The sequence below is a fragment of the Dialister hominis genome (assembly GCF_007164725.1).
GTDB classification, from domain to species: domain Bacteria; phylum Bacillota; class Negativicutes; order Veillonellales; family Dialisteraceae; genus Dialister; species Dialister hominis.
In genome coordinates, this window is sequence record NZ_AP019697.1 from 2,257,873 (window position 1) to 2,277,741 (window position 19,869).

Annotated in this window: 16 protein-coding genes; 10 read left to right on the forward strand and 6 right to left on the reverse strand. The window is 49.0% G+C overall.

Going from position 1 to position 19,869, the window contains the following annotated elements:
- The first annotated feature begins 2 nt into the window (after positions 1 to 2).
- The 7 genes from Dia5BBH33_RS10385 to Dia5BBH33_RS10430 all read left to right on the forward strand — a co-directional run bounded on the left by Dia5BBH33_RS10385 (position 3) and on the right by Dia5BBH33_RS10430 (position 9,773).
- Positions 3 to 1,658 carry a site-specific DNA-methyltransferase gene (locus Dia5BBH33_RS10385; protein ID WP_232518052.1) on the forward strand — a complete coding sequence of 552 codons (1,656 nt, stop codon included), beginning with the start codon at positions 3 to 5 and terminating at the stop codon, positions 1,656 to 1,658.
- A 12-nt stretch (positions 1,659 to 1,670) separates the two neighbouring features.
- Positions 1,671 to 4,718: a type III restriction-modification system endonuclease gene (locus Dia5BBH33_RS10390; RefSeq protein WP_144269308.1), complete on the forward strand. Its 3,048-nt coding sequence runs from the start codon at positions 1,671 to 1,673 to the stop codon at positions 4,716 to 4,718.
- Positions 4,719 to 4,959: 241 nt separating this feature from the next.
- A complete protein-coding gene (locus tag Dia5BBH33_RS10400) occupies positions 4,960 to 5,853 on the forward strand; it encodes an exonuclease domain-containing protein (protein WP_144269309.1) in 894 nt (297 codons plus the stop codon).
- Between the two features lie 1,227 nt (positions 5,854 to 7,080).
- Positions 7,081 to 8,364, forward strand: coding sequence for an ATP-binding protein (locus Dia5BBH33_RS10415; protein WP_144269310.1), 1,284 nt, complete (start codon positions 7,081 to 7,083; stop codon positions 8,362 to 8,364).
- A 180-nt stretch (positions 8,365 to 8,544) separates the two neighbouring features.
- Entirely contained in the window at positions 8,545 to 8,874 is a 330-nt protein-coding gene (locus tag Dia5BBH33_RS10420) for a cupin domain-containing protein (protein WP_144269311.1), read from the forward strand.
- Between the two features lie 9 nt (positions 8,875 to 8,883).
- Positions 8,884 to 9,264, forward strand: coding sequence for a VOC family protein (locus Dia5BBH33_RS10425; RefSeq protein ID WP_022382881.1), 381 nt, complete (start codon positions 8,884 to 8,886; stop codon positions 9,262 to 9,264).
- Positions 9,265 to 9,290: 26 nt separating this feature from the next.
- Positions 9,291 to 9,773 carry a prolyl-tRNA synthetase associated domain-containing protein gene (locus Dia5BBH33_RS10430; RefSeq protein WP_144269312.1) on the forward strand — a complete coding sequence of 161 codons (483 nt, stop codon included), beginning with the start codon at positions 9,291 to 9,293 and terminating at the stop codon, positions 9,771 to 9,773.
- Between the two features lie 62 nt (positions 9,774 to 9,835).
- Here Dia5BBH33_RS10430 and Dia5BBH33_RS10435 read toward each other — a convergent pair whose 3' ends face one another.
- Positions 9,836 to 11,389 (reverse strand): potassium/proton antiporter, encoded by a 1,554-nt coding sequence (locus Dia5BBH33_RS10435; protein ID WP_232518053.1) that lies wholly within the window; start codon positions 11,387 to 11,389, stop codon positions 9,836 to 9,838.
- 302 nt (positions 11,390 to 11,691) lie between these two features.
- On the opposite strand from Dia5BBH33_RS10435, the gene Dia5BBH33_RS10440 reads away from it, so the two are divergent.
- Complete coding sequence (locus tag Dia5BBH33_RS10440) at positions 11,692 to 11,880, forward strand: hypothetical protein (RefSeq protein WP_144269314.1); 189 nt, start codon at positions 11,692 to 11,694, stop codon at positions 11,878 to 11,880.
- A gap of 105 nt (positions 11,881 to 11,985) precedes the next feature.
- On the opposite strand, the gene Dia5BBH33_RS10445 is transcribed toward Dia5BBH33_RS10440, so the two are convergent.
- The 5 genes from Dia5BBH33_RS10445 to Dia5BBH33_RS10465 all read right to left on the reverse strand — a co-directional run bounded on the left by Dia5BBH33_RS10445 (position 11,986) and on the right by Dia5BBH33_RS10465 (position 17,322).
- On the reverse strand, positions 11,986 to 13,209 hold the full coding sequence (locus tag Dia5BBH33_RS10445; protein ID WP_144269315.1) for an IS110 family RNA-guided transposase: 1,224 nt from the start codon (positions 13,207 to 13,209) through the stop codon (positions 11,986 to 11,988).
- 667 nt (positions 13,210 to 13,876) lie between these two features.
- On the reverse strand, positions 13,877 to 14,233 hold the full coding sequence (locus tag Dia5BBH33_RS10450) for a cupin domain-containing protein (RefSeq protein ID WP_022381608.1): 357 nt from the start codon (positions 14,231 to 14,233) through the stop codon (positions 13,877 to 13,879).
- 12 nt (positions 14,234 to 14,245) lie between these two features.
- Positions 14,246 to 15,139 carry an AmmeMemoRadiSam system radical SAM enzyme gene (gene amrS, locus Dia5BBH33_RS10455; protein WP_108850303.1) on the reverse strand — a complete coding sequence of 298 codons (894 nt, stop codon included), beginning with the start codon at positions 15,137 to 15,139 and terminating at the stop codon, positions 14,246 to 14,248.
- Between the two features lie 23 nt (positions 15,140 to 15,162).
- Positions 15,163 to 16,515, reverse strand: coding sequence for an AmmeMemoRadiSam system protein A (amrA, locus tag Dia5BBH33_RS10460; RefSeq protein WP_108850302.1), 1,353 nt, complete (start codon positions 16,513 to 16,515; stop codon positions 15,163 to 15,165).
- Positions 16,516 to 16,671: 156 nt separating this feature from the next.
- Positions 16,672 to 17,322 carry a nitroreductase family protein gene (locus tag Dia5BBH33_RS10465; protein ID WP_144269316.1) on the reverse strand — a complete coding sequence of 217 codons (651 nt, stop codon included), beginning with the start codon at positions 17,320 to 17,322 and terminating at the stop codon, positions 16,672 to 16,674.
- Positions 17,323 to 17,579: 257 nt separating this feature from the next.
- Between Dia5BBH33_RS10465 and Dia5BBH33_RS10470 the strand changes: the two genes are divergently transcribed.
- The gene (locus tag Dia5BBH33_RS10470) at positions 17,580 to 18,170 is read left to right on the forward strand and encodes a nitroreductase family protein (RefSeq protein WP_022381604.1); all 591 of its coding nucleotides are present in this window, start codon (positions 17,580 to 17,582) and stop codon (positions 18,168 to 18,170) included.
- 322 nt (positions 18,171 to 18,492) lie between these two features.
- Positions 18,493 to 19,833 (forward strand): ISL3 family transposase, encoded by a 1,341-nt coding sequence (locus tag Dia5BBH33_RS10475; protein WP_108850300.1) that lies wholly within the window; start codon positions 18,493 to 18,495, stop codon positions 19,831 to 19,833.
- Positions 19,834 to 19,869: the final 36 nt, after the last annotated feature.

The following is a 19,869-nucleotide window of genomic DNA, read 5'->3' on the forward strand; positions in this document are numbered from 1 at the left end:
TTTTGACCACAACAACCACAGCAGCATATGAATACAGGACCGGAAGTGAGCTCCCGCTCTATGCCCTGAAACGAAGAAAAGCCCAGAAACAGTGCGGTTTCCGGGCTAAAAGCACATACGGGCATTGTATCAAAGATAAGGTCTTAATAGATCCTCCCTACAATACGGGCAACGACTTTATCTACAACGACGACTTCAAAGTATCCAGCGAAGAATATGCAGATGAGTCCGGCGAAGTGGATGAAGAAGGTAACCGAATGTTTAAAAACACAGACTCCAATGGGCGTTTTCACTCCGACTGGTGCTCGATGATCTATTCAAGACTTATGCTGGCGAGGAATCTGCTGAGTGAGGATGGGTTAATTTTTATTTCGATTGACGAGCATGAATCCCATAATTTACGGAAAATATGCGATGAAGTGTTTGGACTCGAAAACTTTATTTCCCAAATTGTATGGGAAAAACGTTATACGAGAAGCAATAATGCGAAACGATTCACTACATTGACTGAACCGGTTATTTGCTATGCAAAAAGTTTAGCAAAAGTGACCGACATTAAAGAAAAACGTAGTGAAAAGGCAGACTCCATTTATTCTAACCCAGATAATGATCCAAGAGGAGTATGGACAAGTGTTTCTTACGTTAATCCTGCATCAAAAACTCAACGACCGAATCTCGTTTATAAGATTCACAACCCAGTAACAGGTGAGGATGTAGAGCATCCTACAAATGCATGGAAATATGAAAGGGCAACTTATGAGCAACACGTAAAAGAAAACCGATTGTATTGGGGCAAGAATGGGGAAAACACCTATCCAAGATTAAAGAAATTTTTATCAGAGATGGATGGTGGAATGGTTCCTGTGGACTTGTGGAGACATGAAGATACCGGGACTACAGATCAAGCAAGCAAAGAGTTAGAGAGTCTTCTTGGAAGAAACATATTTGATTTTCCAAAGCCCAAGGAACTAGTCATGCGGATTTTGTCCTTAATCATCAATGGCGATATAGGGCAGGATAATATCATCCTCGACTTCTTTTCCGGCTCCGCTACGACTGCCCACGCTGTCATGCAGCTGAACGCCGAGGACGGTGGACACCGCAAGTTCATCATGGTACAGCTTCCGGAAGAGACCGACGAAAAGAGCGAAGCATACAAAGCCGGTTACAAGAATATCTGTGAGATCGGCAAGGAGCGTATTCGCCGCGCTGCAAAGAAGATTCACGAGGACAATCCTGACGCAACGTTTGATGACGGTTTCCGTGTTTTAAAGCTCGACGATACAAACATGAAAGATGTTTACTATGCGGCAGGGGATTATACGCAAGATCTTGTTTCAATGCTTGAATCTAACGTGAAGCCTGACCGAACCGATCTTGATCTTTTATTTGGCTGCCTGATTGAATGGGGACTTCCACTGTCGCTTCCTTATACTTCGGAAACAATTGACGGCTGCAAGGTGCATACCTATAACGATGGGGATCTGATTGCATGCTTTGATGAAAACGTGCCGGAGTCGGTTATCAAGACCATTGCGAAGCGTCAGCCGCTTCGTGCCGTGTTCCGTGACTTCAGCTTCGCCAGCAGCCCGGAAAAGATCAATGTCGGCGAGATTTTCAAGCTGCTTGCGCCGGATACAAGAGTCAAGGTCATTTAAGGAGGTGGCAGAATGAAGCTGCAATTCAAGCATCAGAAGTTTCAGGCTGACGCCGCCAAAGCCGTCGTGGATGTTTTTGCCGGGCAGCCATACCTCACGCCCACCTACATGATGGACAGAGGAACCGGAATCTATCAGCCCGGCATAAACGAGGACGATGACTTCACGGGCTGGTCGAACGCAAAGATCGTGCCAGAACTGTCCGACGGACAGATACTTGAGCATATCCGTAAGATTCAGCGTGACGGGCAGATCGAGCCGTCCCAGTCGCTCGAGGGCAAATACAACCTGACCATCGAGATGGAGACCGGCGTCGGAAAAACCTATACCTACATCAAGACCATGTACGAGCTGAACAAAGCATACGGTTGGACTAAGTTCATCGTGGTCGTGCCGTCTATCGCCATCCGCGAGGGCGTTTACAAGTCGTTTCAGGTGACGCAGGACCACTTTGCCGAGGAATACGGGAAGAAGATACGCTTTTTCATCTACAACTCCTCTCAGCTTACTGAGATAGACCGTTTTGCCTCTGATAGCTCCATCAATGTGATGATTATCAATTCGCAGGCGTTTAACGCCCGCGGAAAGGATGCGCGGCGCATTTACATGAAGCTCGACGAGTTCCGTTCCCGCCGACCGATCGATATCATCGCCAGGACGAATCCGATTTTGATTATCGACGAACCACAGTCTGTCGAAGGCAAGCAGACAAAGGAACGCCTGAAGGAATTCCATCCGCTTCTGACGCTGCGTTATTCTGCCACACCGAGGGAGTACTATAACTTGATTTATCGTCTTGATGCGATGGACGCCTACAACAAGAAGCTCGTCAAGAAGATCGCCGTCAAGGGTATTACGGAAAGCGGGACGACAGCTACTGATGGCTTCGTTTATCTGGAAGGACTGAACCTTTCCAAATCAGCTCCGACGGCAACCATACAGTTTGACTGCAAGCGCGCATCCGGGATCAAGCCGATGAGCGCTACCGTGACGGAGGGCTACAACCTCTTTGACCATTCCGGCGAGCTGCCTGAGTACCGGGACGGCTTCGTGGTCAAGCGCATCGACGGCAGAGATGATTCCATCGAATTCATCAATGGCATCAAGCTTTACGCCGGAGACGTGATCGGCAAGGTGGACGAGAATCAGCTGCGCCGTATCCAGATACGAGAGACCATCCTCTCCCATATCGAGCGTGAGAGGGAACTGTTCAATAAGGGTATAAAGGTTCTGTCCCTGTTCTTCATCGACGAGGTAGATCACTATCGTGTATACGATAAGAACGGACAGCCTCAGAACGGTATCTTTGCCGACATGTTCGAGCAGGAATATGCCGACGTAGTCGGAAATCTGCAGCGGGAATTCGGCGACGACGAGTACATGCAGTACCTTGCGTCCATCACGGTAGAGAAAACGCATGCTGGCTACTTCTCCATCGACAAGAAGGGCCGCATGATCAACAGCAAGGTCGGCAGGAAGGAAACGACCTCCGACGATATCGACGCATACGACCTGATCATGAAGAACAAGGAGCTGCTGCTTGACCGTGATCCGAAGCGTTCGCCCGTGCGGTTCATTTTCTCGCATTCCGCGCTGCGCGAAGGCTGGGACAATCCGAACGTGTTCCAGATCTGCACACTCAAATCATCATCAAGCGAGATACGCAAGCGGCAGGAAGTCGGGCGAGGCATGCGTCTTTGCGTCAACCAGGACGGCGAACGCATGGACGCGGGAGTTCTCGGAAACGATGTGCAGAACGTCAACGTGTTGACCGTAATTGCGTCTGAAAGTTACGAGAGCTTCGCCAAGGGACTCCAGTCCGAGATTGCCGAGGATATCGCAGACCGTCCTCGTGCTGTTACGAGAGACCTGTTCCTGAACCGTGTTGTCACGGACGATCACGGCAACGAGATGGTTATCGATTCCGATACGGCGTCGGCAATCATGTACGAAATGACCGTGAACCGTTATGTTGACCGCAAAGGCGTTCTCACAGACAAGTACTATGAGGACAAGGCAAACGGCGAGCTTAAGATGGCCGAGGAGGTCAAAGGTTTTGAAGCCGCCGTCGTGGACATCATCGATTCTATCTACGATCCAAAGGCAATGAAGCCTGAGAATGCCCGCAGCAACAACGTGGAACTGCAAGTTGACGAAGAGAAGCTTAACAGCAAGGAGTTCAAAGCACTCTGGTCGCGGATCAACGCAAAGTCCGTCTACGTGGTGGATTTCGATACGGACGAGCTTGTCCGCAAATCTATCGCAGCACTCGACAGCAGGCTGCGCGTGGCGAAGATCTACTTCAAAGTCGAATCCGGCTCGATGGTTGAAATACAGTCCAAGGAGCAGCTGCGGTCCGGCGCGGCGTTTGTCCGGGAATCGTCTTCTACATTCGGCATCAAGCAGGCCATAGTCGCCAGCAAGAGCGTCACATATGACCTTGTTGGAAGAATCGTTGAATCCACCGGGCTTACCCGGAAGGCTGTCATTCAGATCCTCATCGGCATTAATAAGGCTACGTTCGACCAGTTCAAATACAATCCGGAGGAGTTTATCCTCAAGGCGTCGCAACTGATTAACGACGAGAAAGCTACGGCAATCATCGAGCACATCACCTACAGCGTGATGGACGACCACTACGGTACGGACGTCTTCACCGAGCCTACCATCAAGGGTAAGCTCGGCACGAACGTCATGAAGGCAAAGAAGCACCTGTACGACCACATTGTCTACGATTCGACGAACGAGCGCGACTTCGCCACCGAGCTTGATACAAATACGGATGTGGCGGTTTACGTAAAGCTGCCGGACGGATTCTACATCTCCACTCCGGTCGGCCACTACAATCCTGACTGGGCGATTGCCTTCTATGAAGGAAGCGTCAAGCACATCTACTTCGTTGCTGAGACGAAAGGCTCCATGTCCTCGATGCAGCTCCGGCTGATTGAGGAGTCGAAGATCCACTGCGCCCGAGAGCACTTCAAGGCAATCTCCAGCGGCAATGTTGTCTACGACGTAGTAGACAGTTATAAATCACTGATGGAAAAGGTAATGAAGTGAGGGACTTGATATGGCAGCGCATGGAAAGAATATACAGTTGTATTTGATGGACGGAAAACCGCGAATTCTGGCAGAGAAAATTCGACCGGAATACATCAAGAGACAGGGATGTACAGAATCAGCTGAAAGCTGACGGATGGAACGTGATAGTCGTATAGGAATGCGAACTTTCCAGAAAAGCTGACCGCGAGGAACGGCTGCGAAGGCTTGAACGGGAAATCAGGGAATCAAGGGGAAAGCAATGAATAACTACGTTAAAAAGATAGTGTCAGATTACTGCGTGCTTGACACGGAGACCACAGGTCTTTCCGCCTATTATGACGAGGTGATTGAGATTGGAATTCTGAAGGTGCGCAGTGGAGATGTGACCGACAGGTATGAACAGCTGATCAGACCGAAGTATGAAATAGACGGATTCATCACCAGCCTGACTGGCATCACAAACGAAATGGTGGCGGACAAGCCGCCTATCGAAGATGTGAAGGGAGATGTCCTCGCGTTTTTGGAAAACGACATCATCGTCGGTCATAACGCGTCCTTTGATGTCCGATTCCTCGCCGCGGGATTCCAAGAGAACATCAATAACGAGTACATGGATACGATGCAGTTTGCCAGAAAACTGTATCCTGATTTGCCTCATCACCGGCTTTCAGATTTGTCCGAGTATCTGAATCTGACGAACAATGAACATCGAGCCATCGCGGACTGTGTCACAACGATGGAGCTGTATGAGGCGATGAAAACTGAAATGGCTCAGAAAGGACTGGGCATCAGAGACCTGTGGCAGGTAAATTCAAGCGGACACAGTGGGATAAACATAGGCGCAATTACAGCGACAACGGATGACATTGATGAAGACGGGTTCTTCTACGGAAGGCATGTGGTGTTCACCGGAAAACTTGAACGAATGACGCGCAAGGAAGCGATGCAGATTGTCGTCAATATGGGAGGCATTCTTGACAACAGCGTGAACAAGCACACGAACTATCTCATTCTTGGCAACAATGATTACAACGCTGTGCTCCACGGAGAAAAATCCTCCAAGCACAAGAAAGCTGAGAAACTGAAGCTGGAGGGCCAGGATATAGACATCATTGATGAATTCACGTTCTATGACATCATCAATGGGAATTAGGGCAGATGAACAGAACCTTTCAAAGATACATCTGCACCTTTTAAGGATCGACCGAACATTTTAATTTCAGCCTTAGTTGCTGCTATCAGCGAGCAGATCGGCAGGATCAAAGTGCACTTGCATGGCAATCTGAATCTGCACCTGAGAAAAGGAGACAGAACACGAACAATTCATTCGTCGTTTGCCATTGAGCATAATTCCCTTTCGCTTGAACAAGTTACGGCCATCGTTGATGGAAAGCGTATCCTTGGAAATCTGAATGAAATTCGGGAAGTGAAGAATGCCTACGACACATACGAGATGATGCTTTCTCTTGATCCCTGTTCTGTGAAAAGTACAAGAGAAAGCAACTTGATCGGTGCCCGACCAAGATAAGCGACCAAGATACCGACCAGGTTAACGGCAGGCTGGGTTGAGACCTTGATCATAAACCGATTGAGCAGAGGAGAGCAGGTCGAGACGATGGCTTCCCTCCTGCCCGCCGTATTATAGGTAGAGAAAACACGTGGACCAGTTCCCGCAAACGGAGAGCACCTGTAAAAGCGCCGATTTTCGGCTTAGAGCAGTTCCCGCAAACGAACGGAAATGTGTCCGGAATCCAGACATTCGGGTGCTTGTCTCATGCCACATCGAAACCGTTTCCCTGCTGACGAGGGAATAAGAAATCTAAGAGGAGGCAGCCATGCTGATTAATTTCAATGAAATAAAAGAAGCCAAGCGTTAGCGAAGGCTGATTACATGCAAGCTGTGCTGAGACATGTGTCCTCTTAACGAAGGCAAGTGTTTGCGAAACCTAAGCCTGAATTTTAGAGGCAGAACGTCCTTATAAAAATTGATGTCAGGAAATTGAACCCTGGTACCGTAAAAGCCTTGAAAACAAGGTATTTCTGTGCATTTATCTCTTCGCGTCCAGACAGCCGTCCGGACGCGAAAATTCGTTATAGGGAACTTGTCCAAGGGAAATTGTGCCCACCTCGAGTTATGAGGTTGGATGTCAGAGGCTTGAGGTAGACCAGAATCTGATTGATGAGTTTTCGTACCAGCCCATCGTCAAACTCTACGATGGCGGTTTCCTGACCGGCGATAAAATCCTGAGGTTCAGTGATGCGCTTCAAGGTCAGGAAGTCTGTGGTATAAGTCATTTGCAGCGAGGAGATAGATCAATGATTGATATGTTAAAAAAGTGCGGAATCCGCAATATTTATCTCGTGTGGAAAGGGGATACATATGGAGTTTCCAAGAGAATTATACTTACAGAAGCTGATCGGCAAGATGCACAATGGCCGCGTGAAGATCATTACAGGCATCCGTCGCTGTGGTAAGTCATATCTGCTCTTTCATCTGTTTACCCGCTATCTGCACGAGCAGGGAGTCACAGATAATCAGATCATTGGGCTTTCACTGGAAGATCTGCCAAATGCCAGATATCGTAATCCGCTGGAGTTGGATCAATACGTGCGGAGTCGAATTGTGGATCAGTCACGTCAATACTATGTGATGATTGATGAAATCCAGTTTGTGACGGCAATTCCTAACCCGTATCTCGATGATCCGAACGCGAAGTTAACATTTATCGATGTGATCTTGGGATTGATGAAGTTATGCAATGTCGATCTCTATATCACAGGCAGTAATTCGAAGATGTTGTCCAGTGATATCCTCACACAGTTTCGCGATCGAGGGGATGAAATACGTATCTATCCGCTGTCATTTGCGGAATTTAGCGGGGCATATGAAGGTGACAGTCGAAGAGCATGGGCCGATTACTGTACATATGGCGGTATGCCGACAGCGGTGGAACTTCAGACACATGAAGAGAAGAGCAGATACCTGCAGGATCTGTTTCAGAGGACGTACCTTAAGGATGTGATTGAGCGTCATAACATAAAAAATGACGTGTCAATATTAGATGATCTGCTAAATGTTGTCGCGTCGGCAATTGGATCACTTACGAATGCATCAAAGCTCTCCCGAACATTTATGAGCGAAAAGCATGTTAGCATCAGCTCGACTACAATAGAACGCTATTTAGGATATTTTGAGGAGGCTTTTCTCATTAGTAAAGCCAATCGCTATGATGTGAAGGGAAAGCGATATATGCAGACTCCCAGCAAATATTACTTCACAGATGTAGGTCTTCGAAATGCGAAATTGAATTTTCGACAGCAGGAGGAGACGTATATCATGGAAAATATCCTCTATTGTGATCTTATACGACGTGGATATGATGTCGATGTGGGACTCGTGGAGCAGAATGCCGTAACTGCTGAGGGAAAGAAGATCAGGAAGCAGTTGGAGGTAGATTTTGCCGTTAATCGCGGAAGCAATCGTACATATATTCAATCAGCGCTTACGATTGCAGAGCCTGAGAAGCGGAAGCAGGAGATAGCATCTCTGATACATATTCCTGACTCATTCAACAAGATTGTGGTGGTGCGAGAGTATATCACATCATGGCGTGACGAGAATGGGATTCTTTATATTGGAATCGAGCAGTTCCTGCTGGACTAAAAAGTGTTAGGTTATTAACTTCCAGTTTGTTGAGTTGGTTCGAAATCAGATGGATATGTTTTCGCATACCCTCGGATTTTGGATATATTCCCGCAGACACTCGACATTCATAATGGTGTCTCCGGGCACATCGAAACCGTTTCCCTGCTGACGAGGGAGTAAAATAAAAAGGAGCCAGCCATGCTGATCAATTTCAATGAAATAAAAGAAGCTGTCTTCTCCGGAATGAATGGCGGGGAAGGAACAATGGCTGTCCGGATGTTCAATGACAGCAAATACCGCATCATCCCGACGAAACTCCATCCGGGCGCATCGATCGGACTCCACAAGCAGGAATCCGGAGACGACATCAATTACATCCTTTCCGGCACCGGCAAGGCTATCTGCGACGGGAAAGAAGAAATCCTCACCGCCGGCTGCTGCCACATCTGCCCTAAAGGATCCTCCCATACCATCATTAATACTGGAGAAGACGACCTTACGATGCTGACCCTCGTCGTTCATGGATAGGAGGCAGCCATGAAATACAAGACCATCGACCACATCGTGATCACTACGGAAAATCTTGAGGCATGCCTTCATTTCTATGTCGATATCCTTGGCATGAGGGCCGAGGAGAAGAACGGGAGATACGCACTCTTCTTCGGGAATCAGAAATTCAACATCCATACAAGAAAAGCCGAATTTCTTCCTGCTGCCGGGAATCCCGAATACGGCAGTCTCGATCTCTGTCTTGCCATTGAAGGCAGCATCGAAGATGCCGAAAAGGAAATCAAGGAAAAAGGCGGCGCCATCGAAGAAGGCCCTGTCACACGCCATGGGGCGCGGGGTGAAATGAAAAGCATCTACCTGAGAGACCCCGACGGCAATCTTATCGAACTTGCCTCTTATGAAGGCTGAATTGGACCATTTGGAAGGAGAAATCTATGAATAAGGAAAAAACCTGCCAGTACCTCAAAGACCACGGAATCACTTTTGAGACCACCGAGCATAAGGCTGTATTCAACATGGAAGAACTGGCAGAGGACAAGCTTCCTTATCCGGAATGGGACGCCAAGAACCTTTTCGTCAGGGATGACAAGAAAAGGAATTACTACCTCATCACCGTCAAGGGTGAAAAGCAGGTGAACCTCAAAGAATTCCGCAAGGCGCAGGGCCTGAGGGCCCTCTCCTTTGCCAGTCCCGATGATCTCTTGAAGTACCTCAAGCTCACCCCGGGCTCTGTCACTCCGCTCGGCCTTCTGAATGACGAAGAAAACGCGGTTCACTTCTACCTCGATGAGACATTTTTGAGCCATAAGATGGGTGTTCATCCCAATGATAACACAGCCACCATCTGGCTGGACACAGAAGACCTCATTCGCATCCTCAAAGATCACGGAACCGAAGTCAACATCGTGGAAATATAAAAAGGAAATGAAAAAGCAGCCTTGCAAAAGGACTGCTTTTTTAGTGCAAGAACCCGCCTTCCTCATTCCCTCTCGAGTTCCGGCGCTAAGACGAGTATATCGCCGTCTTTGATCACGGTGCTGCCGGAAGGAATGATGGTGTCTATGCCTCTCTTGATCAGGAGGACGCGGCGGGCGCTGGAGGAGGGGATGGCGGCAAGCGGACGATTGGCCGCTTCGCTTGCGCGGTCGACGACGACTTCTTCCAGAGCGTGATGCTCTTCATCCTCGAAACTGTGAGCCGCAAAAACCAGAAGGTCATTTTCCTTCAGAACCGTACTCCCGTCAGGCACAAGGACTTCGCCATTTCTCATAATCATCGCCACGAGAAGATCTTTCGGAAGCTGAAGCTCTGCCAGCGACTTGCCGCACCAGCTGCTCCCTTCCTTTAGGCGCAGCCGGACGAAGCTGATATCGCTGTCATCCTGGTAATCATTAAACGTCGTGCGGATATCCGCCGTAGGATCGATCATCGAAAGCTTCTTGGCCGCGAACGGAAGAAGCGTTCCCTGAATGGAAATCGAGAGAAGTACCATGCAAAACACAAGGTTATAAAGATTGTACGTAATGTCCAACTCGGCCAGCACAGCACCTATGGCAAATACAATCGAGGCCGCCCCGCGGAGGCCCGCCCAGGAAACCAGGGCAATCTGCTCCCGCTTGGCCCCGAAAGGCGCCAGGATCGCCGCGCTTACCAGAGGTCTTGCCACAAGCGTCAGGAACGTTGTCAGCACCAGAGCCGGCACAATCACAGACGGCAGTTCCACCGGCGTCACCAGAAGTCCCAGAAGGAAGAAAATCATCACCTGCGCCACATTCGTCAGGACATCGAAGAAATGGACCAGGTACTTCTTCTGCGGAAGCTTCGAATTTCCGATATAAATCCCGCAGAGGTAGACACTCAGATATCCATTTCCATCAAACTCTGCCGGAATCGCATACGCCAGCACCATGATCGAAAACAGGAAAACCGTGTGACTCTGCTGTGAAGGAAGCAGCCGCGAATGCAGAAGCTTCAGCGCAAGCCAGCCGATTGCGAGCCCGAAAGAAGCTCCGATCAGAAGCTGCTTGGCCAGGAGCAGAGGGAAAGAAAACGCTGCCCCGCTCAAAAGCGCAATCGCCGCCATCGTCAGCATATAACTCATCGGGTCATTCGAACCCGACTCCACCTCAAGGAGCGAGTCCGTATGATACTTCAAAGCCAGCTTCTGCGAACGGAGAATGTTGAAAACTGAAGCCGCATCCGTCGAAGAAATCACGGCCCCGATCAGAAAACTCTCCAGCCACGAAAGCGACAGCGCGAAATGAGCGAATACAGCCACAGCTCCCGCCGTCCCCGCAACTCCCAGCGAAGACATTAGAGCTGCCTCGCGCAGAACCGGCCGCGCTGCCCGCATATTCGTCCCGAAGCCGCCATAAAACATAATGAAAATCAGGCACACTGAGCATACCAGGTTCACCAGAGCATAATGATCGAACTGAATCCGAAACGGCCCGTTCTCCCCGAAGAACATGCCCAGACCGATAAAAATGAGCAAAGAAGGAACAGGAATCTTCTCCAAAAACCGATTCAGCAAAATACAAATCAAAATCACAGCCCCCAATAAAAGCAAGGGTTGATTCAACCACACCACATCCTTCCCTAAGTAATAGAAAATACTCTATTTATAACTGTAACAGCTAGGACGCAATACTGTCAAATAATCAGAGCAAATCATCGATAATAAAAAGAAATATATGAGAAATTGGGAAGAATGGCATGGAAATGAGGGGAATAAGGAAGAAATGAGTGAGATTAGATGTATCGCTAACACTTGCCTTCCCAGACGGGGAAGTACGCCCTTGACCTTGCTCTGGAAGAGAAGGTCGGGATAAGATTATGAAAGGTTTCAAACAAATAAACAGAGCTCTTTCTTTTATTCCTCTTGAAGCTGCCCCCGACGGAGGGAAGAATGCCTTTTACCTTGCTCCGAAGGAGAAGACCTGCTACACAAGAACAAGCCCCAATTTTAATTTTTTGGTATTTTTTGAATTTCTTATAGAATTTCTTGTCGGATTTCCTGACTGATCCTAACTGATTAGATTTTGGAGTTTGGCCGACTAATTCATTGCACTACGAAAAAGCCGATCTCACACTCGGCTTTTTTCGCTTTTCTTCACTTGTTTGCCTTATTTACGCAGCAAGGCCTAAGTCGCGATACAAATGCATCACCCGGCCGTAGTATATTCGTAAAAACTTAGCCATTCCTGCTACTTTTGCTACTTTTTTATACTTTCCTTCTGCCTCTTTCTTCTTTATGAACCTATATACTGCATCATCTTTGGGGATTTTATGCATAACTAACGACATCATTACTTGATACAATACCTTCCGCAGACGCGCAGGACCTTTCTTTACTATGTGATTCTGCGAGGCTCGGAATTTCCCTGATTCATGTATTGATGGGGTCAGGCCTGCAAAGCAGATCAGAGAATGCTTGTCTTTAAAGCGTCTCACATCTCCGATCTGGGCAATAAGCGCTACTCTGGTAACTCTTCCGACTCCGCCCATCTCGCCGACGAGTTCATATTCCGGCAGATCCTTGGCTATATCTTCCATTCGTGTTAAACTAGCCATAAGAGCCTCGTCGGCTCTTCTCAGTAATCCGACATACCACATGATGGTTTCTCTAACAATTGGATTATTGGGGATGGAAGGGATACCATTCTTTGCTTGAGCGTAGATCGTCGCTGCTTTACTCTCATTGGAACGGTATCCTTTTTCTTTTGCCCATTCGCGATAAGATGCGACAAATTCTGCTTCCGATTTAGCAATAATATCCTCAATGTGGCAATACCTTTTTAGGAAATCCAGCAGTTTGTCTTTACCGCTGTTTATGTCGAATCCTCCGAAAAGATCGAAGATTCCTGGCATGGTCTGCTCCAATTGACTTTGCAGCAGGAGAAGGATGCGGCTTCTTTCCTCCGAAAAGTTAAGATAAGCATCGCAGAGTCTCTTCAGGAGGAAATACTTATCTCCATTAAGATCGAATTGCGGTAACTTTGCCCAATAAGCGATTCCATATCTGGCAATATTCGTGGAGTCGATGGAGTCTGTCTTTGTGTGTCTGAAGTTCTCTGCCTTATTAAAATTAGCAACCTTCAGAGCGTTGACGACAGATACAAAAATCCCATTCTGCTGCAAGAAATAGGCTATCGACAGGTGATAGACGCCTGTTGATTCCATGACGACTTTTATCTCGTCATACTTTGCTTGTACCCGAATTTCATCGACCAGAGGCTGAAGTTCCTCTTTTGTGTGCTTAACATCAAAGGGCCTGCGGATGATCTTGTCGCCAGGCGCCATGAAACACACCGTACTTTTTCTCTTGGATACATCAATACCTACACAGATCATAAGTGACCTCCTATAAAAGATATTTGTAGTTGGTAGACGCTAATCCTTCACACACTTATTACCACTCAAACTAGTTTTTTTACACGAACACGGAGATAAACCCGCCTAACGCGAGCACACATAATAAGGGGAAGGCTGACCCTCTTCTCCACGTCCAGTAAACGGACCGGTGGTTCGCCGTCAAGCCATCTACTCCCCTAATTATATGCAATAAGCGCAGCGGATAGGAGCGACCTATCTACTACACTTCTATTGTACTAGGTGGCTCGTATACCGGTTGACAATAATGGCAATTGCACAAATGCCTAATAAGTTAGTGTACGAGACGGATGAGATGTAGTTCCTCAGCCGTAGGCTGGTTTTATGGTTTTTAAAGGTGCAGTAAATAGAAAAGGACATCAGCGGTAACAACACAAATGTCTCATAAGTTGGTGTACGGGGCGGAAACAGCATTTCTCTCAAGGCGTCAGCCTTGGTTTTATGGTTTTCAAAAGGGTTGATTACCACGCAGCAAAGCTGCGGCTGTATGACTTCCTCTGTTATCCTTTCCTGCCCGCAAAGCCATAAGATTTCATGATACGGGGGTAAAACTCCATTTTAAATTTGATGATTTCTGGTTCCGCCATCTAAAAAGCCCCGCATTTGCGGGGCTTTTCCTGTCTTACTTTTATTCTTCCTTCTTATCCAGATCGTACAGGATGAGTCCGATGAAGACGAGGTTTTCTTCTCCTATGTTTTCGATGCCGTGAGAGTTTCCGTTTTCACAGCAGGCGGAGTCGCCCGGGTTCATTTCGTAGGTCTTGTCGTTGTCGGTGTAGAGGGCTTTGCCGGAGAGGATGTGGTAGATCTCGCGGTCGCCCTTGTGTTTGTGGACGCCCATGGAGCAGCCCTTTTCGAGGGTGGCTTTGACGAAGAGGCGTGCGTTTTCGCGGAGGGTTTCCGGGCCTGCGATGTGTTCTAAGATGATGCGGCCTTTTCCGCCGTTGGCGTGGTCGATGATGGTTACGGGTGGTTTTTCGAGCATGATGGGTCTCCTTTACGATTCATTGGTCCAGCCGCGGCGGAGGAGTTTCAGGGTTTCTGTATTTCCTATGTTGACGTGGCGGAGAGATTTTCTGGCAATATTTCCGAGCCTGACGAGGGTGTCGACGGGTGTCGGCGGCAGGTCCTGCATGCGGAGGCGCGGGAAGAAACGGGTGATGTGGAGGGGAAGGTCCGGGCTGACGGAGGCGAGCCAGACGGAAAGGTCTTCGAAGGCTTCGGGGTCGTCGTTGACACCCGGGATGATGAGGCAGGTGATTTCGACGTGGGACACTTCACTGGCGCGGACGATGGTGCGTTTCACGGTGGGAAGGTCGCCGCCCCAGGAGCGGTAGAGCTCTGGGTCCCATGTCTTGAGGTCGATGTTCCATGCATCGATCAGGGGAAGAAGGGCAGTGAGCGGCTCTTCGTTCACGCAGCCGTTGGTGACCATGGCGTTCACCATGCCGGCCTCTTTGATGAGGGGCGCGGTGTCACGGATGAATTCGTAGGACAGAAGGGGCTCGTTGTACGTGTAGGCGACGCCGATATTTCCTTCTTTCCTTGTGGAAATGGCAAGGTCCAGGACGTCCTTGGGCGTCATGCGGCGGAAGGCCGGTTCTGCCTGGGAAATTTCCCAGTTCTGACAGAAGGGGCAGCACATGTTGCAGCCCATGCTCCCGATGGAGAGGATGCGCGAGCCCGGATGGAAGTGGGCGAAGGGCTTCTTCTCGATGGGGTCGAGCGCAGCGGACGTGCACATGCCGTATGTGACGGCGCGCAGCAGCCCGTGGTCGTTCAGTCGCGTGCGGCACCAGCCTCTGTGGTTCAGAGGGATCTGGCACTCGTGCGGGCAAAGATGACAGACGATGCTGCCATCGGTATTTCTTTCATAAAATACAGCTTCCATGATGCCTCCGAAAGGCCGGAGGATCAGTAGTACCTCCGGACGGTGAAACGATACATTTTGACGGGCTCATCGGCTCCGATGCCTGCTTTCCGGCGGGCGATTTCGACCTGCTCACGGGGATCGGTGATGCCCGGCAGGTCGGGGAGGAGAAGGCCTCTTCGGAATCCTCTTTCGACGATGACGCCGTAGATTTTCGGGTCAAGGTCGCCTTCCGAGGAAATGGGCTCTGGTGCGGAAAGGACGTCGACGGAAATGTCGAGGTCGTCCAGCTCGTAGGGATTGACGGGCGGGAACCGCGGGTCTTCACTCGCCGCGGCTTTTGCGTTATGGATGATTTCCTCAGCCGCCGAATTTCGGACGGGAAGGATCGTCCCGATGCAGCCACGGAGGGCGCCGAATTCGTGAAGGGACACGAAGACGCCGGCTCTTTCCTTGAGCTCTTCGGGAATGTCCGCTGGCGGTTTGGGAAGTTTTCCCGTCTTCAGGTACTCGGCAATCGAGTCCCTGGCCAGACGCACGCGGATATCATGGGCTTCTTTTCGCCCATCGGCTTCCTCGGGCAGGCAGAGGCAGACGCCGTAGCCGACGCCGAAGGGGCCTTCGTGCGAGAGGACGGGGATGGACCATTCCTTGCCGGAGAGCGCGCCGAAGAGGAAATAGACCGAGGGCAGGCCGCACATGCCGATGCGTTCGATGAAATCATCGGTCATCGTGAGGAGCGGTTCCATCGTTTTCCCTTCGAGCGCCTTCATGACGCCCCGGTCGAAGACGATGCCGTCAGGGCTGTAGCCGTTCGGCGAATCCTTCGTCAGACGGTGGGAGAGGTCGCCGGATGCGACGATGGCAATGCGCCGGCCCAGCTTTTCAGCGCAGTTCGTGACGATTTCTCCAAGCACCTTGTTCATGTCGTAATTCGTAAAGCAGGGCGAGAAGAGAAGGACATTTCCTTTGAAAGCGGCTTCCTTCAGGAAGTACATCGGGACGAACATGCCCCAGTCGATTTCAATCTTCCGTCCGAATTTCTTCGCTGCCGCCTCATCCATGCGGAAAAGCGGGATGACCGGCTCGGCTTCCTTCATGACCGCCTCGGCGAGCTCCTGGTCGACGGAAAATTCCATCGAAACCTCGGGGTGCCCAAAATACATGAGATCACCTGCGAGGTTTTCCTTGATGAAAATGGCAGGCCCGCTCGGCAGGCAAAGATTATGCGGAGACATGACGACGACCGTCTCCGGATCCGTCTCCATGATGAGCTTCATGGATTTCCGGACCGCGTCCATCGTCTGCTGGATTTTCTTCGTTTCCTTCCCGCCGATTTCGGGAACCATGATAGGCGGATGCGGAAAAAGCCCCGCAGCCGTCAAAAGTCCTTTCATACGACGCCTCCTTTCGGGGAATAAGAATCTTTCTGTTTTCTTCAGTGTAGCCCTAATGATGGGAAAAATCAAAGGGGAGGGGTGCGGATTTCCTGCACAAAAAAGGATGATCCTCTTTGTGAGAATCATCCTTCATAGGAGTTCGGCTATCGGTATTTATTCTGCTTCAGCGGCTTCCTGGACTTCGTCCTTCGGCTGCGGGTATTCGCCGCGGTATTCTACGACTTCAGCCAACGGCTTTCTTGGCATGGCTTTGATTTCCTTGTCCGTGTAACCAAGAGCGATAGCTGCGACCATTTCGCCGTCAGCGTGGAGCCATTCCTTCAGTTCGTCATACGCGAAGAAAATGTTGCAAGTCCAGAGACTTCCGATGTTTCTGGCAGTTGCTTCGAGGCACATATTCTGGATGGCTGCACTGATGGACTGGATATCAGCCAGTTCCATCATGTACTTGTCAGACGGGTAGGACTGACGATAGTCCATGCCCTTGGTATTCACTACGAATACAATGACCGGTGCCTGTTCCAGGACGCGTGCTGTATAGATGGCAGAAGGAATGAATTTGTCATATCCCTTGCTGAAAATGGCAGTCTCATCGCCTTTACGGTTGCGCATGATGCCCTTCTTCAGGCACTTCACCATAGCTTTTCTTTCTTCACCACGGATGATGATGAACTTCCATGGCTGTTCATTCTTTTCTGACGGAGCCCACGTAGCTGCTGTCAGAATCTCGTCAAGATCTTCCTGTGCGATAGGCTTCTGCAGGAAATGACGGGTACTCCTTCTTTTGTAAATTTCCTCAATCACTCTTAAAATCCTCTTCTATCGGAAAAATTCCGGACTCCTCCATTAAATACAATATAAGGATTATTATATGTGTTTTTTACAAGAAAATCAAGTCTTTAGACTAATAGTCAATAAGATAAAATTCCGCCGGTATCGGACCCGGCTTGGAAGGGGAGCAGGAAATGACAGAGACTTTGCATATCGGGTTTTTTCATTTTTACAATCCGGGTGTATAATTAGGAAATATGAACCCGAGTCAGATGAAAGGTGGAAATAGTATGTACAACGTGATCTTCAAGAGAAGAAGTGTCAGATTCTTCAAGAGCAACCCGATCTCCAAAGTAGATATGAGAGAAATCCTCCGCGCAGGCATGTGGGCACCGTCCGCAAAGAACCGCCAGCCATGGAAATTCGTCGTCGTCAGAGGCAAGAGCAAGGATGAAATGCTCGCCCTCATGGAAAAAGGCATCGAACGCTCCGAAAAAGGCGAAGGCGTCCTCGCAGGAAGTTCGGACCTCTACACCAACGCACGCTTCACCCTCAAATGCATGAAAGAAGCATACAATATCGTATTCATCGTCAACCCGAACGGCCGCGACATCGAAGAAGAATGGACACCGGCAGACAAGATCCATGAACTGAGCGACGTCCAGGCCATCGGCGCAGCAGCCCAGAACATGGCACTCCAGGCCACCTCCATGGGCATCGGCAGCCTCTGGATCGGAAACATCTTCTTTGCCTACGAAGAACTCACCGAATGGCTCGGCAAAGGACAGATGGTCCTCGCCATGGCATTCGGCTACCCGAACCACAACCCCTGCCCGCTCGCCAGAAAGAGCGAAGACGAAGTCATCGAAGTTAGAGACTAAAAGAGACTACTATATAATGTATAAAAAAGGACTGCGGCAAATGCGATCATTTGTTACAGTCCTTTTTGCGTGGGAGGGCATATTCCTCGAGCGCCGCTAAACTCGCCTTTCCAGACGGGGAAGTACGCCCTTGACCTTGCTCTGGAAGAGAAGGTGCGCCGGATACCAGTTGACATCAGCGGTAACAACACAAATGTTTCATAAGTTGGTTCTTCACGCTTTTTTGTGGGATAAAAATAATAACATATAAGATTGGCATTGAAAAAGAGCATTATCTACTCCAAAATGTAAGTTGCCTAAAACTACGCACGGAGGTCGAATAATGCTCTTTTATTACCATAATGAAATCACTTTTAATTGTCAATATTATCGCACAGAAAATATCACTAACCATCCAAATCCTCATTGCCATACCCGAGTTACCAGTCTACGGACTGCCAGAGATTTTTCCTGTCCGCACTGTCACTCCCGTATGTATAGTTATGGGGCTTTTTCTGTACTCATCAAGGATTTTCCAGATTTTCCTAAGCAAAAGAAGTATATAGAGTTCTCGGGGCACAGATTCCGCTGCACATCCTGCGGGGAGACCATAACGGAAGATATCCCCTGCCAATGCCCTTTCACACGCGTTACTTGGGATATGGCCTTGTGGATTATCCATCTGCTTAAGTGTCATACATCCATTTCTGCCATTTCGGCCATGCTCTCTGTACATTGGAGTGCCATACAGAAAATACAAAAGCATATCATGGATAAGGCGTTGGCTGCCTTTGAAACCTGCCTGAAGAAAAGTAACTATCGCCCACGGTATCTGGCCGTAGATGAGTTCGCTATCCATAAGGGCCATCGCTATGCCACCTGCGTTATGGATTTGGAAACGGGATTCATCTTGTGGGCCGGCCTGGGCCGCTCCATGGCAGATTTTGAGCACTTTTTTAAGAGCATTGGCCTTTCGCTTCTTTCCAGGCTAAAAGCGGTGGCCATGGATATGAACGCATCCTTTAACAGGCTGTTTCAGAAATATTGTCCGAAGGCCCCCATCGTTTATGACCGGTACCATATGCAGGCACAGTTTGGGCGTGATGTTATGGGAGCCGTGCGCCTGGAGGAAGCACAAAAGCATAGGCAGGAAGCAGAAGCATTAAAGAAATATACGAAAGAAACTAATAATCCAGAGCTCCAGAAGATGGCCAGGGAAAAGAGCCATGAAGAAAGGAAGCTTTATACCGAATTAAAGAAATCCCAATGGATACTGTTAAAGAAGGACGACCACCTGAATGAAAGGCAGAAAACTCATCTGTTGGATATCCTGAGCGAGCATAGGGATTTGGCGATTTGTTATGCCATGAAGCAGGAGATGACTCGTCTGTTCACATTGACTGACTATGAAGAAGCTCTCGCCGGATGGACAAAATGGATTCAGGCTGGACTGGAGAGCGGGATTCCTGCCCTGGTAAAGTTTGCCCGGCAAAAGCAGAAGCGAATCAAGGGACTGGCTGCTCATGCCCTGTATCCTATCAATACGGGGAAGCTTGAAGGATTCAATAATAAGATCAAGGTACTAAAAAGAATCGGATATGGGTACCGAAACATGGATTATTTCTTTAACCTTATCCGATTCCATTCTTTACCTAAAAATTATTCATCCCCCAAATTTCCGTGAAGAGCCCTTTTTTTTCATTCCTCTGCTTTTAATCCC

Excerpts from the sequence above, each read along its gene's own strand:
- Dia5BBH33_RS10390 (WP_144269308.1), top strand. The coding sequence starts at position 1,671 with ATGAAGCTGCAATTCAAGCATCAGAAGTTTCAGGCTGACGCCGCCAAA.
- Dia5BBH33_RS10400 (WP_144269309.1), top strand. The coding sequence starts at position 4,960 with ATGAATAACTACGTTAAAAAGATAGTGTCAGATTACTGCGTGCTTGAC.
- Dia5BBH33_RS10415 (WP_144269310.1), top strand. The coding sequence starts at position 7,081 with ATGGAGTTTCCAAGAGAATTATACTTACAGAAGCTGATCGGCAAGATG.
- Dia5BBH33_RS10420 (WP_144269311.1), top strand. The coding sequence starts at position 8,545 with ATGCTGATCAATTTCAATGAAATAAAAGAAGCTGTCTTCTCCGGAATG.
- Dia5BBH33_RS10425 (WP_022382881.1), top strand. The coding sequence starts at position 8,884 with ATGAAATACAAGACCATCGACCACATCGTGATCACTACGGAAAATCTT.
- Dia5BBH33_RS10430 (WP_144269312.1), top strand. The coding sequence starts at position 9,291 with ATGAATAAGGAAAAAACCTGCCAGTACCTCAAAGACCACGGAATCACT.
- Dia5BBH33_RS10440 (WP_144269314.1), top strand. The coding sequence starts at position 11,692 with ATGAAAGGTTTCAAACAAATAAACAGAGCTCTTTCTTTTATTCCTCTT.
- Dia5BBH33_RS10445 (WP_144269315.1), bottom strand. The coding sequence starts at position 13,209 with ATGATCTGTGTAGGTATTGATGTATCCAAGAGAAAAAGTACGGTGTGT.
- Dia5BBH33_RS10450 (WP_022381608.1), bottom strand. The coding sequence starts at position 14,233 with ATGCTCGAAAAACCACCCGTAACCATCATCGACCACGCCAACGGCGGA.
- amrS (WP_108850303.1), bottom strand. The coding sequence starts at position 15,139 with ATGGAAGCTGTATTTTATGAAAGAAATACCGATGGCAGCATCGTCTGT.
- amrA (WP_108850302.1), bottom strand. The coding sequence starts at position 16,515 with ATGAAAGGACTTTTGACGGCTGCGGGGCTTTTTCCGCATCCGCCTATC.
- Dia5BBH33_RS10470 (WP_022381604.1), top strand. The coding sequence starts at position 17,580 with ATGTACAACGTGATCTTCAAGAGAAGAAGTGTCAGATTCTTCAAGAGC.
- Dia5BBH33_RS10475 (WP_108850300.1), top strand. The coding sequence starts at position 18,493 with ATGCTCTTTTATTACCATAATGAAATCACTTTTAATTGTCAATATTAT.